This is a genomic window from Thermostilla marina, from assembly GCF_054657455.1.
Genome location: NZ_BAAHYR010000001.1, coordinates 133,880 through 148,994 on the forward strand (window position 1 = coordinate 133,880; position 15,115 = coordinate 148,994).

Consider the following 15,115-nt stretch of genomic DNA (forward strand, 5'->3'; position numbering starts at 1 on the left):
CTTCAATGGGGCATTGTGTTGCCGTTGATTTGCTTTCTTCTTGTCGTTAAGGAAGGAGAGGTCTATGGAATTCGGTCCCAAACAAAATGACGCTCTCGGTACGAGCAATCGTGGTAATCCCTGCGAATCCGGGCTTTGCACATTGTGCTCTTCGGAGTGTAAAGGCAAGTGCGAAACCTGGTTGTCTTCGCTGGTGGGCAGGAAGCTGCTTTACCCGCGAAACTTCGGCAAGGTCACTGCCGGGTCGGCCAAAACGGTCGCTTTGGGAGTCGGCTATCATGCCTTGCGGATCCAAGGCTACGCGTACGGCGCGCACGGCCTGAACGGTCGGCTGTCGAACAGCCCCGACGACTGCATCTTTCCGAATGTCGACATCACGACCAGCTTCGGCAAGGAAATCAAGACGAAGTGCCGCGTGCCGATCATGACCGGTGCGTTGGGGTCGACTTTCATCGCCGCCAAGTATTGGGACTCGTTTGCGATCGGTGCGGCGTTGGTCGGTTTTCCGATCGTGGTCGGCGAAAACGTGGTGGGTGTCGACAAGCAGTCGGAACTCGAAAACGGTCGGATCAAGAGCTCGCCCGAGTTGGACCGCCGAGTCGAAACGTTCCTGCGCTATTACGACGGACACGGCGCGATCATCGTCCAGATGAATGTCGAGGACACGCGCAACGGCGTGGCCGAATACATCATCGACAAGTACGGCGACAAGGTCATCATCGAGCTGAAATGGGGCCAGGGCGCCAAGGACATCGGCGGTGAAATCCAGGTGACCGATCTGGAGTATGCCCAGTTCCTGAAGAACCGAGGATACGTGGTCGATCCCGATCCCACCGACCCCGTCGTCCAGAAGGCGTTCAAAGCGGGGTCGATCACCAGCTTCGCTCGCCACAGCCGTTTGGGCGGAACGGATCTGAGCAGCGCGGAAGCCGTCCGCGAAGCCTTCGCGACGGAAGTGGGCAGGCTGCGGAGTCTGGGCTACAAGCGGATTTCGCTCAAGACGGGCGCCTACGGCATGGAAGCGCTGGCGATGGCGATTCGCTTCGCCGCCGACAACAATCTGGACCTGCTGACCGTGGACGGCGCCGGCGGCGGTACGGGAATGAGCCCCTGGAACATGATGGATCATTGGGGTGTCCCTTCGCTCCCGCTGCACGCCAAGACCTACGAATACTGCAAGATTTTGGCCGACCGAGGCATCGCCGTTCCCGACATCTCTCTGGGCGGCGGTTTCGCGCGCGAGGATCACATCTTCAAAGCGCTGGCCTTGTGTTCTCCGTTTGCCAAGTTGGTCTGCATGGGTCGCGCCCCCATGATTCCGGGCTTCCTGGGGAGCAACATCGAAGGCGTACTCCGGCCCGAACGCCGAGCGGCCGTCAACGGAAACTGGGACGAGCTGCCGAATTCGGTCAAAGCGATCGGTTCGACGCCCGAAGAAATCTTCGCCTGCTGGGAAACGGTCCGCGACAAGGTGGGCGACGACGAGATGGAGAAGATCCCCTTCGGTGCCGTGGCGCTGTACTGCTACGCCGACAAGCTCGCTTGCGGACTCCAGCAGTTCATGGCCGGTGCGCGTAAGTTCAAACTGGACCAGATCTCGCGCGACGACCTGATGGCGGCCAACCGCGAAACGGAGAAGGAAACGGGCATTCCGTTCATGACCGAAGCGCAAGAAGAAAAGGCACTGGCGATTTTGAACGCCTAGTTCCCACATGTTTCGGCCGAACAGCGACGCCGGAGGAACGCCCTCCGGCGTCGCGAAACGGTTTACGTTGATTCCGATTCACCATGATTCCGGGATTGTGCCCATCATGACAAAGCAATGGTCCGACGATTATCTGCTGGGAATCGAAACGATCGATTCGCAGCACAAGCAGTTTTTCGACGCCGCGCAGCGTCTGCACGACGCCATGGTGAACGTCGAGGGTGAGGATGTCGTAGAAAAGGCCGTCGATTTTCTGCGCAGTTACGCACAAACGCACTTCCAGACCGAAGAAGCCTTGATGGAACGGCACGGCTATCCGCGGCTGGAGGAACACAAGCGACTGCACGCGGCGTTCTTTGATGCGATGACGGAGCTGGTCGAAGATCTCGAGAAGTTCGGCCCGAACCAACATCTGGCCGAACAGGCGTTGGAGATCTCTCGCGATTGGCTTCTCGAACACATCTTGGAAGAAGATACGCAGTACGCAAAGTACATTCGCTGATTCGCCAAGACGTACCGCGCTCTCGCGTCGATAAGCTTCTCCCCGTGCTTGTTGGATTTTCCAACTGCGGGATGAACGCGATGCGGACGGGAGCTTCCCCGCCCGGCCGATCCACGGCCCAAGGCGATGGGGAAACGGGCGTGCCGGCCGTCGACCCGGTGTTTGGAACGCTTCGGGGTTTCACGACCGTCGACGGCGAGCACGCCCGCGGTTCGTTTTGAAGTTCTCATCGGATCGAATCGAACCGCGCGCCGGCAAACACGCAGCGCCGCCCGCCGATCTTTCGGACTTGTCACAAGAAGATCTCGCTGCCAATCTCGAACATATCCTGTCACCGTAGTCGGTGGTGTCGAACGGATACCCTTCGCCGAAAGACACGACCTCGCTGCGCATGATTTTGCCTTGGGCACGTGTGACGCATAAGATTACGCGGTTTCGCGGGCACGGTACCGCGGGAATGCGACTTCGAGGTCAACAAAGCACTCGTTCGTACAAACGATAAGGAGGGTACGTCATGGTCCGAACCGCCAGCACGATGATGCCGTTGGGGACGCCCGCTCCGGCCTTTCGCCTGCCCGACTACGCCGGAAAGGAATGGTCGATCGACGATTTCGCCGATGCCGCGGCGTTGTTGGTCGTGTTCATGTGTAATCATTGTCCCTTCGTGAAGCACATTGCCGACGAACTCGCCGCGTTGGCCAAAGAGTACCAGGCCAAGGGTGTCGCCGTGGTCGGCATCAATTCGAACGACGTGGTGAATTATCCCGACGATTCGCCCGAAAAAATGCGCGAAGAGGCAACCCGGCGCGGCTACACGTTCCCCTACTTGTACGACCACACGCAAGAAGTCGCCAAGGCGTATCGCGCAGCATGCACGCCCGACTTCTTCCTGTTCGATCGCGAACGGAAGTTGTTCTATCGCGGCCAATTCGACGACAGTCGGCCGGGGAACGACGTGCCCGTCACGGGTGCCGACTTGCGGGCGGCGCTCGATGCCGTCCTGGAAGGCCGTCCCGCCCCCGAGGTGCAAAAGCCCAGCTTGGGATGCAACATCAAGTGGAAGGCGGGCAACGAGCCGGAATACTTCGCCTCGGCCCAAGTGTGAATCGCCCGACGGCTCGAACAGGCCGGCCGGACCCGATCGTCGATCGCGCATCGAGGGTATCCTCCCGAATCGGAGGATGCCCTTTTTGCTTGACTTGTGCGGCCTAGGCTGCCCAACCTGTCAATCGAGCTTGTATATTTTCATCTCGAAGGGAGGTTCGCGATGCGCTGTTCGCTTGTTCGCCGATCGATTGTTTGGGCCGTGTTCATGCTTGCGGCCGGTTGTTTCGCTTTGCCCGCGTTCGCAAAGGAAGGAGCGACATGCCCCGCCGACGGCAAGCTGAAGGTGTTCATCCTCGCCGGCCAGTCGAACATGGTGGGTTTCGGACAGGTCTCCGGCGAGCCCGGCACGATGGAATGGTACGTCGCGAAGCATCCCGACAAGTACGGACACCTGGTCGATGCGTCGGGGAAGCCGCGGGTACGCGACGACGTGTGGGTCGTCAACATCTCGTATCCCGACCGGCCCAAAACGGGTTGGTTGACCGTCGGCTTCGGGGCGAGCGAAGACCACATCGGTCCCGAGTACGGTTTTGGTTGGGCCGTGGGCGAGTATTTCGAGGATCCGGTACTCATCATCAAGTGTGCGTGGGGCGGACGATCGCTGTATCACAACTTCCGCCCGCCCAGCTCGGCAGAGTATCCGCCGCCGCAGAAGGACGGCGACATGGGCTTTCAGTACTACGAGACGATCCGCCAGTATCGTGAGATTACAGGCAACCTGACGAAATACTTTCCGCATTACGACGGCAAGGGATTCGAATTGGTCGGCTTCGGTTGGCACCAAGGTTGGAACGATCGAATCAATGCCCAGGCCGTCGATGCGTACGAATCGAACCTCGTGCACCTGATCCGGGACTTGCGTCGCGATCTCGGCGTCGAGAAGTTGCCGTTTGTGATCGCGAACACGGGAATGGGCGGCTGGGACATTCCGCCGACGGCCTCGTACAAACAGCGTGTCGAGAAGCTGATGGAAGTTCAACTTGCCGTGGCCGATCCCGAAAAACATCCGGAATTTGCCGGGACGGTGGCCGGCGTCGAGACGCGCGACTTCCAACGCTCGACCGACGAGTCGCCGTCGCGCCAGGAATACCACTGGAACCGCAACTGGGAAACGTACTACCTGATCGGTCGCGCGATGGGCGAGGCGATGATCGGGTTGTTGCGAAACAACGAGTAGACCGGGGGTTCGTTGCGATCGGCGTTTTTCGCCGTTTTGCGAGGATTCCCGGCGGCGCGCCGACCGGATGCGACGGCATTCCGTCACCATGACCGGGGAGCGGATTTACCCCGTCGCATGCGGGCGCTTGGGGCCGTCGTGCCGGTGCGGTCGACTCGGCGCGCCGTCTAACTCGTACATTGCGACCAGCGTCTTGAATTCTTCGATCAGCTCTTCGCGGAGCGATGCCGGGCGGAGCACCTCGGCATGGCGGCCAAAGCTAAGGATCCAGCTCTTGAACTCGGGCAGCCCCGAAAGACGAAACTCGGCGATCACGTGGCCGCTCTTTTGCTGGGTCAATTTTTGCGAAGGGTGCCACTTTTTCTCCATGACGTAACGGGCGACGGTCGGCGAAAAGCGGACACACACGTCCTCGACGTCGCTGCCGCTGTAGATGCCGAACTGCTTTTCGAGATGCTCCTTCAGGTTGAACGAATCGGGAATCGTAAACGGAATCCGCGTTACCTCGATGTCGTAGATGCGATCGACCTTCCAATGCCGAATGTCGCGGTGTTCGTTCGAGTGGCCGACCAGGTAGAGCGAACCGCGATGCCGGACCAGCCCGTACGGACGGATGTCGTACGTTACCGGTTCCGTCGCGTGCAACGATTGATAGGTGATGTGAACGGTTTTCTTCTCGTCGATCGCCAACAGCAACGCATCGACAATCTCGTACTTGCCGCGATAATCGCTGAGCCCGACCGACGTTTCGCAGAACTTGTCGGCCAGGTTGTCGACGTACCGGATGGCGTTTTCGCTCAAAATACTCCGTATCTTCTGGAAGGCTGCGCGTGCCGGTTCGGCGAACGGGGTACCGGCCAACGTCTCCAGCAAGCGCCGACCGACGAACAGCGACAGGGCTTCTTCGTAGTTGAGTGAGATTTCGACACCCTGCGCGCTCGCGATCTTGAAGCGTTTTCGGCCGTGAGCTTCCGTTTCTTCGGCGACGGGAAATCCGACTTCACGAATGATGTCGAGATCGCGTCGGATGGTCTTCTCACTGACCTCCAATTCTTCGGCCAATTCTTTGACCGAGACGCCCAAGCGTCGCGCGCCGAGGATGCGCAGGAGTCTCCACTGTCGGACGAGTTGTGATTGATCGGCCACAGGCGGCTCCCATCGTTGCAAGAGTTTCCACAACAGCGCAAGGTCGCCATGGATTCTTTGAACAAGCTTGCCTTGTGCCGCCGAAGCGGTCAAGTCACGCCTGCGCCGGCGCGGAGTGCGGTGTTTCTGCCCCATCGTTGCCGATTCCTTCTGCCCCAAAAAGGAAACCGGTCACCCCACTCCTGGCGCCGACGCCCGGCGCGACTGTGCCCCTGGGTCCGCTTACCGCCCTATCAGCGATCGTGCGTGGGGGATCGCTGTTTCGGGGATCGTTCCGTGCATCGGCACGATAAACGAATCGGTTCTCCTTCGCGCGATCGACGATCGAGGGAACGTGGGGATCCCGATCGAAAAACTCCCCGCCGGTCGCCCGAGATGTTGCCCCGTCCACCTCGGACGATCCGGCGGGAAACGGAGGTCGCCGGTCGAAGCTCGTTGATCACCGATTGAGCTTCTGTTGCTCCGTCGAGTTCGACCGACTCCTCCGACTGCCCCATTCCGCCATCGGGTGTCACACGGTCTCTCCCTAGTGCGTGGGGGATGAACCGTCGTCCTCCATGTCCCTCTTGCCTGCTCCGATCAATTACTAAGATACGCGCGGGGTTGGACAGATCGCGGGCAACCTCGCGCACGAAATTCGAGAAAATTCGAGTTGCCCGCGATGCCGCTCGCTGCAATCCGCAAGGCTTGAGTATTTCGGCAAACGTCGTTCGGTCTTTTTCACCGCCGATTCCCTCCGTAGAATGGTTGTCTTGCCTTATTCCATCGAAAAAATCTCCCGGATTTCGTCTATTCCATGGCTTCTCCGGTCAAACAAATCGCCGTTCTCGGCTCCACCGGCAGCATCGGGCGCAATGCGCTGGAGGTGATTGCCGCCTCCGGCGGGCGATTGCGTGCGGCCGCCCTGGTTGCCCATACGCAAACCGAACGGGTTTTGCGACAGGCGCAGGCTGTTTCACCCGATAGCGTGGTCGTGGTCGACGAACAGGCCGCACGACGGCAAGATTGGTCGGGGTTGCCGAAGAAAACGAAGCTTCTTGTCGGTGAAGAAGCCGTGCTCGACATCGCCCGCGATCCGAACGTCGATATCGTGCTGTCGGCGATCGTCGGGGCGGCCGGTTTGCGGGGAACCTGGGCGGCGGTCGAAGCCGGAAAAACCGTCGCACTGGCGAACAAGGAGAGCCTCGTCGTCGCCGGGAAGTTGATCACCGATTTGGCTCGGAAGACGGGCGCCGCCATCTTGCCGGTCGACAGCGAACATTCGGCCGTGTTTCAAGCCCTTCAGGCGGGCAAGCGTGCCGAGCTTCGGCGGGTCGTCCTCACCGCCAGCGGCGGTCCCTTCCGGGAGAAAAGCAGAGAAGAACTTGCCCGCGTCACCGTCGAACAGGCCCTCGACCATCCCACATGGTCGATGGGGCCGAAAATCACGATCGATTCGGCCACGTTGATGAACAAGGCCTTGGAGATCATCGAGGCCCGTTGGCTGTTCGATCTGGGACCGGACCAAATAGGGGTGGTAATCCACCCCCAATCCGTCGTTCATTCTATGGTAGAATTCATCGACGGGTCGATTATCGCCCAAATGAGCCCGCCCGATATGAAGTTGCCCATCCAGTACGCCTTGGATTGGCCGAACCGCCGCGCGGGGGTGGCCGAACGCCTGGATTGGGCGCAGGCGTTTCATTTGGAGTTTTTCCCGCCCGATTTCGACCGCTTTCCGGCGCTTGACCTGGGTCTGGAGGCCGCTCGGCTGGGGGGATCGGCCGGTGCCGTCCTCAATGCCGCAAATGAAACCGCCGTGGCGGCCTTTTTATCGCGCAGGATTTCGTTCGATCGCATCGTCGAAACCTGCCGCACGGTCCTGGAGCGTCATCGATTCGAACCCGACCCCACGCTCGAGCAACTTTGGGAACTCGACCGCTGGGCCAGAGAGGAGACCGAACGTTGGATTTCTTCGTGATTGCGTCCGCCGATTGGATGTGGCTGGTGTACGTGGCGATGGTGGTCATCGGCTTGGGGATGATGATCTTCGTCCACGAGCTGGGCCACTTCTTGGTCGCCAAGGCCTGCGGCGTCCGTTGCGACAAGTTCTACCTAGGATTCGACTTTTTCGGCCTGAAGTTGTTTTCGTTTCGCTGGGGCGAGACCGAATACGGTATCGGTATCGTCCCTTTGGGCGGCTATGTGAAAATGTTGGGCCAGGAAGACAACCCCAGCCGCCTGCGTGAAGAACTGGAAAAGGCGAAAGCCGCCAAGGCCGCCGAGGGCGAAGGCAAAGAGGTCGCCGACCTCGAACGCGCGCTCTTCGATCCCCGCAGTTATCTGGCGAAAAGCGTTCCCCAGCGGATGGCGATCATTTCAGCGGGCGTGATCATGAACATCATCTTCGCGTTCGTCATCTCGGTGATCGCCTACTTCGGCGGCGTCGAACAGGTGCGTTGCGGAGTGGGCGCCGTCGCCCCGGGCGAAGCCGCCTGGCGTGCCGGGTTGAGCGTCGGCGATACGATCACGGCCATCGACGGCAAGCCGGTCTATCGTTTCAGCGACCTGCAACACGGTGTTTCTTTGAGCGATCCCGACGCCGCGTTGACGTTCACGGTCCGCTCGCCCGACAATCAAGAGCGGCAAGTCGAGGTCAAGCCGGACCGATTCCGTATCGGGCCGACGGTGGGCGTCGCGGGGCCGATCACGCCCGTCTTGGGCGAGACGTTGCCTTTCTTACCCGGCAACGTCGCCGAGTCGGTCACACCCAAGCTGCTCCCCGGCGACCGGATCACCGCGATCGACGAAATTCCCGTGGCGAACGCGCGCGACCTGCACCGTGCCTTGGCGTTGCGCTGGGGAGTTCCCGTTCGGCTGACGATCGAGCGTCAAGGGCCTTCGGGCGAAAAGACTTTCGAAGTCGAGCTGCCGCCGCAGCCGGTGCGCTGTTTGGGGCTGGTAATGACCCCCGGTCCGGTGGCGGCCGTCAAACCCGGTTCGATCGCCGAAAAACACGCACTGACGCCCGGTGAAACGATCGTCGCGGTATCCGTCGAAGGGCACGAACCGTGGGACGGCGATCCGATGCGGTTGCCGTACTACCTGCAACAAGCCGCTCGCGCCGTCGAACACGCAACGGCCGAAGTCACGCTGGAAAAGGACGGGACACAACGGACGATCGAATTACCGCTGGAGCTCGCCGAGAGCTTCGCCCAACTGTACGCGGCCGAAAGCCGCCTCGAAATTCCGCAATGGGGCGTCACGATCGAAGTGTTGCCGCGGGTGCAAGCCGTCCGCGAAATCGCGAAGCAAACCCAAATCGATGAGAAGACCTCGCCGCTCTTGGAACCGGGCGACGAGATCATCAGTGCGCGGGTGATTCCCCCTGATCCGCAAATCATCGAAGAAAAATATCCCGATGCCGGTTTTCAGCAACCCGAGCGGACGTTGGTGTTCGACGACCCCGAAAGCCGCGACTTCGCCACCTGGCCGGCGATGATCGCCGTGATTCAAGAGACGCTGCCGGAGACGACCGTCGAATTGGTCGTCCGACGCGACGGAAAGCTGTTCGATACGCGATTACACCCGGTTCCCGATCCGACGTGGCATTTCCCCGATCGCGGTTTGTATTTTGCGGACGACACCTACACCGTTCGCGCCGGGTTGGGCGAAGCGATCGTTTTGGGCGGGAAGGAAACGCTCGACGCGATCACGGTCGTCTACCGGATGCTCGAACGCTTGGGCAGCGGCGACGTTTCTCCCCGCGCGATGACCGGGCCCATCGGTCTGGTCGGTTACGCATACCGAATGGCCTCGCAGGGTTTCGGCCGTTACCTGCTGTTCTTGGCCTTTTTGAGCGCGAACCTGGCGGTGTTGAACTTCTTGCCGATCCCCGTCCTCGACGGCGGCCACATGGTGTTCCTGCTCTACGAGGCGATCTTCCGCAAGCCGCCCGACGAACGCGTGTTCGTGGGCTTGTCGTACGTGGGCTTGTTCTTGCTGCTGGCCTTGATGCTGTGGGTGTTCGGGCTCGATTTGAACCTGATCCCGCGGTAACGGCCGACGCATCGGACGAAAATCGAATCGCCCGCGACGCGCCATGGATCGCGGGCGATGTGCGTTCCGTGGGCAGCAGTCCCGGCTTGCCTCATTCGGCGGCGGGGGTATCGCCGTCCGAGTCGGCCTCCGGTTCGTATTTCAGGTAACCGCTTTCCTTGAACACCTCTTGGCCGTGTTCTTCGGCAAACTTCAAGAAGGCTTCGACTTCGTCGGGATGTTTCGTGTACGACAGTCCGATGACGCCCACGCGAATCTGCTCATCGTACTCGTACGGGGTGGGCACGATGTCGATCGCGTCGAGGTACTCGTTGGCGACGCCGTTCCACATGATGCCCGCGTCGGCATGGCCCAGCTTGAGTTGTTTGCCGATGTCGGCGTGCGAGCGGAACATGGCGTTGCCGACGTTCTTCAGGACGGCGTCCTTGATGCCTTTCTTTTCGAGTAGGGCGAAAACCATCTCGCCGCAGGTCGAGTAATCGGGGTTGGGCAGCGCGACCTGGATACCTTCTTTGGTCAAGTCTTCGATGGACTGAATGTTCTTGGGGTTCCCCTTTTGCACGACCAACACCGGACACAGATAGCCGACTTGCACCCACCGCAGCATGGCGCCGGCCTCTTCGGTGTATTGCATGTACGGGTCATGGGTCACGTACAGATCGCCCTGGGCCTTGGCCTGCACGTGCGGCAGATGGTCCTCGGAGCCGCCGAAGCTGAGCAGCACGTCGATGTCGGGATGTTCTTTTTCGAACATCTCGACGAGCTTTTCGGTGGGCGGGCGGAAAGACGTTCCGCAGAGAATCAAGAGTTCCGTCTTCGCGGCCGATTCGCCTTCACCTTGCTGCGCCGTTTGATCGGGTTTCGGACAGCCCGCCAGCATCAACGCGCCCAGTACCAACATCAGTGTGCCCAGTTGTTTGCGCATCGCGTAGAACCTCCCTTCGTGAAGTCGTTCGTACAGCCGACAATACCGTCTCACAACCAACTCGCCGCGCGCAACGGATGATTATAGTCGTTCCGGAAGGCGTGTGCCAAAAAACGCCGCCCCCTGCGAAAACGGAACGACGACAAGCCGCCGGGCACGTCCGCCCGCGGAATGTTTGTGCGAGCTGCTATTTGCCCTTTTCAAACTGCTATTGCGGAAAATCGATTCTCGGAAACAATACGCGAAAGCGGCCGCGTGCACAGTGCCGTGCGTTTTGTGCGGAACACCCCTGTTGCGGGGCGGGTTCGCGCGGACCGACGGATCGGTGACGGATTTCTCACGAAACACGGCGACTCATGCCAGGGATCCCCACGACAACGCGAAAATCACGCGACGGCGCCTCGTTTTGCCGGTGGGCCGCAGCGGCGCTTGCAGGGCTTGCGTTGGCGATCGGTTGTCGCCCCCCCGAGCCGGAAGAACCGCCGCCGAAACCGCTGGTCGAGACGCTCGGCGAGTTGCCGGGCATTCGCCATTCTCCCGATCTGCGACTCCGTGAAGAACTTGCGCGTATCATCGAAGAGCAGGGAACGCCCGAGCAATTGATGCCCGAGTTGCCGCCGCCGGAAGAAAACGTCGCTGCGGTATTCGACGACCTGTTTCCGAAGTTTCGGATTCCCGCGATCTGGGCGCAGACGGAAGAACTCTTGCCCGGCAGCGACTTTCGTTTTCCGACAGGTTCCGCCGACGAAGCCCATCGCCTGATCGCCCGCTACGCCGACCAACGGAAGGCCGTTCGCGAGGCTCTCGATCGGCCGCAATGTGTGTTTCCGATTCGCTATACGGCCGGTTACGGCGACGAACTGGTGTTTCTCGATGCGGCGTCGATCGCGGCCCGGCTCGAACTGTTTGCCGCGGTCGAGGCGTTGGCCGCCGATCAGCCCGGCGAGGCCTTCGACGATTTGAGCGTCGTACTGCAAATTGCAGCGTATTTGTCGCAGCCGCCGCATCCGATCACGCGTGTTCGTTCGGCGATCTTGCGGGCCGAAGCCCTTTCGGGCATGCAAGCACTGTTCGCGCATCCGAAAACCGATCCCGCTTTGGCCGAGCGACTTTATCGTCGTTTGCTGGCCGACGTGCGGAACTGGCCGAGCGACGCTGCGGCGTGGATCGGCGAACGGGCGCTGGGCCTGCACGCCTTCGAAGTCGTGCGCCAGGGAAGGTTGTTCGACCTGCTCACCGAGGCCGAGGTGCGGCACTTCGCCGAATTGGGCACGTTGGAAGACGTTCCGCGGCTGGCCATGGAACGCGCCGACATGGACGAATGGTTTTATCTCCAGGCCATGCGCAAGGTGATCGACTCGGCCGAGCTGCCCTATGCCCGGCGCAACGAAGTGATCCGGTCGATCGAGGAATCGCTGAACGCGAAACGCGACACGCCCGAGTATCCGTTGGTATCCGGATTCTTGCTCTTGCCGCCGTTGCGCGAAGAAGTTCGCCTGCAATGCCGCGATCGGGCGTTGTGCGAAGGATGGTTGTTGGCCTTGGAGCGGGCCTTGGGGCACGCCGACGGCGCACAACGCACGAATCCCATGACCGGACAACCGTTTTTGCTCGAACGACCGCCCGGCTGGATCAGCGTCCAGTTGATCGATCCCGACCACGAGGCCGTGTTGAAGATCGAGGTTCCCGATTACGCCGGGCAAAAGTAATCAGCCGGCTTCGCCCCGGCGGCTCGGGCCGACGACGCGCAGGCCCACCAAAATACCGGCGTCGGCAAGAACGGCATTGCGTCCCGAATTGTGCCCGCGTGCCGGTCTGCCCGGGGCGCAATCTTCACCCACGAACCACGGGGCGATAGCAGGCCGATTGACGCGATGTGCCTCACTTTCCGGCGCGACGCGGATACATTTCGGCACCGATATCCCGCGCCGCCTCGATGATTTCGACGTTCGGCGTGTCGCACACGTCGACGAACCCGATCTGGTAGTTTTCGCCGTCGAATCGGCCGGTCGTCGCCTGGTTCATGTACTGGAACCAATGCGTCCCGACGATGTACGGGTTATCGAGTGCCGAGCGGACGTAACGACGATACGTCTCGGCGCGGTCCTCTTGGTTCGCGGTCAAGCGCAATCCCATGCAGAACATGCCGCGGTCGAGAGCCCCGAAGTGGAATTCGCCGATGATGATCGGCTTGTCGATTCCCTCGGGCAACGCGAGTTCGGCTACGTCGACCTGATAGCGGTTGTAGCTGACGACGTCGCAATACTTGGCAGCCGCCTTCGCCGCGCGATCGTTCACCCACGCGAAGCGGCACCCCAAATAGAGTTTGCCCGGTGCATGCTTGTGCAACGCCTCGGCCACCGTGCGGAAGTATGTCTCGGCGATCTTCGTATAGAACGCGCCGAGGTCTTCCTTCGCCTTTTCTTTGTCGGGCGCGTCGGTCGCTTCGAGCATCGCCTTCCACGAGGCATACTCGCTGCCCCACGCCTCGTTGAGCTTGTCGATCGTGCCGTACTTGGCCTTCAAATCGTCGATGAACACCTTCTTGGCGGGCTGATCGGCAGGCGATTGCAATGTCGCCACGGCCAGCGAGGTATCGTCGCCCCAACTCATTTCATTGTCGACAAAATATCCGATACACCACGGATCGCGTCCGCTTTTCTCGGCTTGCAGCCGAATCCAGCGATTGATCGTTTCGACGAACTCGGGTGCGAACGGATCGGGAAACTTGCCCCAGTAGCCGCTTGATCCTTCGATGTTTCGCGATTTCGTTCCGAGCGTCGTCACGTAGGGCGTTCGGTCGAGTGCCGCGATGTCGCGATCGGACCAGTTTCCGATCGTGTTGATTCCCCAACTGCGTAAACGGCGATGAACCATGTCGGCATACCGCGTGCGCCATTGCGGCCCGTACTTGCGCAGCAGGTTGGCCTGCGAAAAGGCGTACGCGCGGTAGGGATCTTTGTTTTGGTAGTATCCGTGCGGCGCGCCGTGCCCGGTCGTATAAAACGCGGCAAACGGGCCTTCTTCGGGAAGGAACTCGAAGTAATGCTCGCGGTCGTCGATGGGCGTAACGGCACCGTTCGCGCGGACGCAATCGAGGCCGTGCGACCAGAACAAGTGCCCTTCGGGATCGACCAGCCACCACTTGCCTTCGTATTTCTGCACGCGAAAATGCCCGGTCGCTTCGAGCTGCGGCCCGGCGGCCCAACCGCCGAACTTGTCCCACGTGTCGGGACCGGGATGGGCGGCCAGGTCTTGTTCTTCGGTTTCGAGACGACGGGCGAAGTCTTCGGTCGTATGGATTTTTCCCGGCCAATCGCGATGCTTGTACTGCCCGAAGCGGTCGATCAGGGGAAACAGCTTCGACGTATCGCCTTCGGCCCACGGCGGCGCTTGATACGTCCCCTCGGCCAAGATGCGGTACAGGTACACTTTGCCCGAGGCGGCCAAGCCCGACGGACCGAACATGACTTGCTTGAGCTTCGAGACGTTCAGTCCGCGATGGGGATAGTCGCCATCGTCCGGCTCGTAGCCTTCCGGAAAACCGCGCATGCCGAACAGGTCGTCTTTCAGTTCGTCGGGCAGGCGTCGAATCAAGGGAAGTCGGACCATTGCCCGCTCGCCGGGATACAAGAGGTATTCGCGCTCGGTCGTCTGCCATTTCGGATCGCGGCTGTTCGCTTTGATCTTCACACGGACGGTCGTTTCACCGGGGTTCGCCACATCGACCGACACATACCAGAAGCGGCTGAGGTCCCACGTTTCTTTGGCGGTCAGCTTCAATTCGGGCAAGGCGTCGGCTTTCGTCCAGCCGAGAACGATCGCTTTTCCCGCCTCGGTATCGGCGATTTCGATCGTCCCCTTGTCGGTCTTGAACCATGATGCCTCGGCCTTGGCGGCGTCGAGCAGTACCCGAGGTTCCCCATCGAGGTTGGCGCCTTGGGCGCAAGCGCGTTCGGCGAAGACGATCAGTCCTGAAACGGCAATCGCCGAGGCGGCAAGCGTCCGCACGGCGTTCCAAAAGCGAAGACGTTGGATACCACGACGTGAAGCAAGCGGCATCGTGTCGGACCTCCTTGGAGATGTACGCGGTAGGATCGAGGCCGGCTCGCCGTCCGGCTGAACAGGTGGAACGCAGCCGGATGCGATCGCCCATTTGCGGGAAAGCAACCACGGTAGACGCAACACCAAACCGGGTTGCACGACTGTGCCTTTGGGTGGGTAACTTTCGGGGGAGGGATTCGACGCGACGACATTCGAGATCGAATGCACGCCTCAGTATCGTCAAACCTGGCATCCGCTTCAAGGAAGTTCCTTTACCCTCACCCGATCGCGGCCGAGCGGGGGCCTTTCGGCGGATGGCTCCGCTTTCCGACCGCCGTTACACTGAAAATGATCGATCGCCCCCATACGCAATCGGCATCGGGGCGTCTCGGTCACGTCGATAGCGAGGCCCCCTATGCCGGAAAACAAATCAATCCGGCACTGAAAGGATTCCTTCCAAATACCCCGGTT

General features: G+C 60.7%; 10 protein-coding genes. 7 read left to right on the forward strand and 3 right to left on the reverse strand.

The features are described from left to right. The first annotated feature begins 181 nt into the window (after positions 1-181). The 4 genes from ACYQ2I_RS00490 to ACYQ2I_RS00505 all read left to right on the forward strand — a co-directional run bounded on the left by ACYQ2I_RS00490 (position 182) and on the right by ACYQ2I_RS00505 (position 4,491). The gene (locus ACYQ2I_RS00490) at positions 182-1,705 is read left to right on the forward strand and encodes a glutamate synthase-related protein (protein ID WP_460165019.1); all 1,524 of its coding nucleotides are present in this window, start codon (positions 182-184) and stop codon (positions 1,703-1,705) included. A 106-nt stretch (positions 1,706-1,811) separates the two neighbouring features. Further along, positions 1,812-2,207: a bacteriohemerythrin gene (locus ACYQ2I_RS00495; RefSeq protein WP_460165020.1), complete on the forward strand. Its 396-nt coding sequence runs from the start codon at positions 1,812-1,814 to the stop codon at positions 2,205-2,207. 514 nt (positions 2,208-2,721) lie between these two features. Beyond that, entirely contained in the window at positions 2,722-3,312 is a 591-nt protein-coding gene (locus ACYQ2I_RS00500; protein WP_460165021.1) for a thioredoxin family protein, read from the forward strand. 162 nt (positions 3,313-3,474) lie between these two features. Further along, a complete protein-coding gene (locus ACYQ2I_RS00505; protein WP_460165022.1) occupies positions 3,475-4,491 on the forward strand; it encodes a sialate O-acetylesterase in 1,017 nt (338 codons plus the stop codon). Between the two features lie 105 nt (positions 4,492-4,596). Here the strand turns inward: ACYQ2I_RS00505 and ACYQ2I_RS00510 are convergent, their stop codons facing one another. Continuing rightward, entirely contained in the window at positions 4,597-5,772 is a 1,176-nt protein-coding gene (locus ACYQ2I_RS00510) for a helix-turn-helix transcriptional regulator (protein ID WP_460165023.1), read from the reverse strand. A 661-nt stretch (positions 5,773-6,433) separates the two neighbouring features. Between ACYQ2I_RS00510 and dxr the strand changes: the two genes are divergently transcribed. Further along, complete coding sequence (gene dxr / locus ACYQ2I_RS00515; RefSeq protein WP_460165024.1) at positions 6,434-7,597, forward strand: 1-deoxy-D-xylulose-5-phosphate reductoisomerase; 1,164 nt, start codon at positions 6,434-6,436, stop codon at positions 7,595-7,597. Further along, positions 7,582-9,675, forward strand: a complete 2,094-nt coding sequence (locus ACYQ2I_RS00520; RefSeq protein WP_460165025.1) for a M50 family metallopeptidase — start codon at positions 7,582-7,584, stop codon at positions 9,673-9,675. The genes dxr and ACYQ2I_RS00520 overlap by 16 nt, the downstream gene beginning before the upstream one ends. A 91-nt stretch (positions 9,676-9,766) precedes the next feature. Here the strand turns inward: ACYQ2I_RS00520 and ACYQ2I_RS00525 are convergent, their stop codons facing one another. Beyond that, positions 9,767-10,600, reverse strand: coding sequence for a substrate-binding domain-containing protein (locus ACYQ2I_RS00525; RefSeq protein WP_460165026.1), 834 nt, complete (start codon positions 10,598-10,600; stop codon positions 9,767-9,769). A 356-nt stretch (positions 10,601-10,956) separates the two neighbouring features. Here ACYQ2I_RS00525 and ACYQ2I_RS00530 point away from each other — a divergent pair, with 356 nt between their 5' ends. Next, positions 10,957-12,309: a hypothetical protein gene (locus tag ACYQ2I_RS00530; RefSeq protein ID WP_460165027.1), complete on the forward strand. Its 1,353-nt coding sequence runs from the start codon at positions 10,957-10,959 to the stop codon at positions 12,307-12,309. A 172-nt stretch (positions 12,310-12,481) separates the two neighbouring features. Here ACYQ2I_RS00530 and ACYQ2I_RS00535 read toward each other — a convergent pair whose 3' ends face one another. Further along, the gene (locus tag ACYQ2I_RS00535; RefSeq protein WP_460165028.1) at positions 12,482-14,662 is read right to left on the reverse strand and encodes a beta-galactosidase; all 2,181 of its coding nucleotides are present in this window, start codon (positions 14,660-14,662) and stop codon (positions 12,482-12,484) included. Positions 14,663-15,115 lie beyond the last annotated feature (453 nt).

What these genes read in the sequence shown, in the direction of transcription:
- ACYQ2I_RS00535 (WP_460165028.1), bottom strand. Translation starts at nt 14,662, where the DNA reads ATGCCGCTTGCTTCACGTCGTGGTATCCAACGTCTTCGCTTTTGGAAC.
- ACYQ2I_RS00505 (WP_460165022.1), top strand. Translation starts at nt 3,475, where the DNA reads ATGCGCTGTTCGCTTGTTCGCCGATCGATTGTTTGGGCCGTGTTCATG.
- ACYQ2I_RS00525 (WP_460165026.1), bottom strand. Translation starts at nt 10,600, where the DNA reads ATGCGCAAACAACTGGGCACACTGATGTTGGTACTGGGCGCGTTGATG.
- ACYQ2I_RS00530 (WP_460165027.1), top strand. Translation starts at nt 10,957, where the DNA reads ATGCCAGGGATCCCCACGACAACGCGAAAATCACGCGACGGCGCCTCG.
- ACYQ2I_RS00495 (WP_460165020.1), top strand. Translation starts at nt 1,812, where the DNA reads ATGACAAAGCAATGGTCCGACGATTATCTGCTGGGAATCGAAACGATC.
- ACYQ2I_RS00510 (WP_460165023.1), bottom strand. Translation starts at nt 5,772, where the DNA reads ATGGGGCAGAAACACCGCACTCCGCGCCGGCGCAGGCGTGACTTGACC.
- dxr (WP_460165024.1), top strand. Translation starts at nt 6,434, where the DNA reads ATGGCTTCTCCGGTCAAACAAATCGCCGTTCTCGGCTCCACCGGCAGC.
- ACYQ2I_RS00500 (WP_460165021.1), top strand. Translation starts at nt 2,722, where the DNA reads ATGGTCCGAACCGCCAGCACGATGATGCCGTTGGGGACGCCCGCTCCG.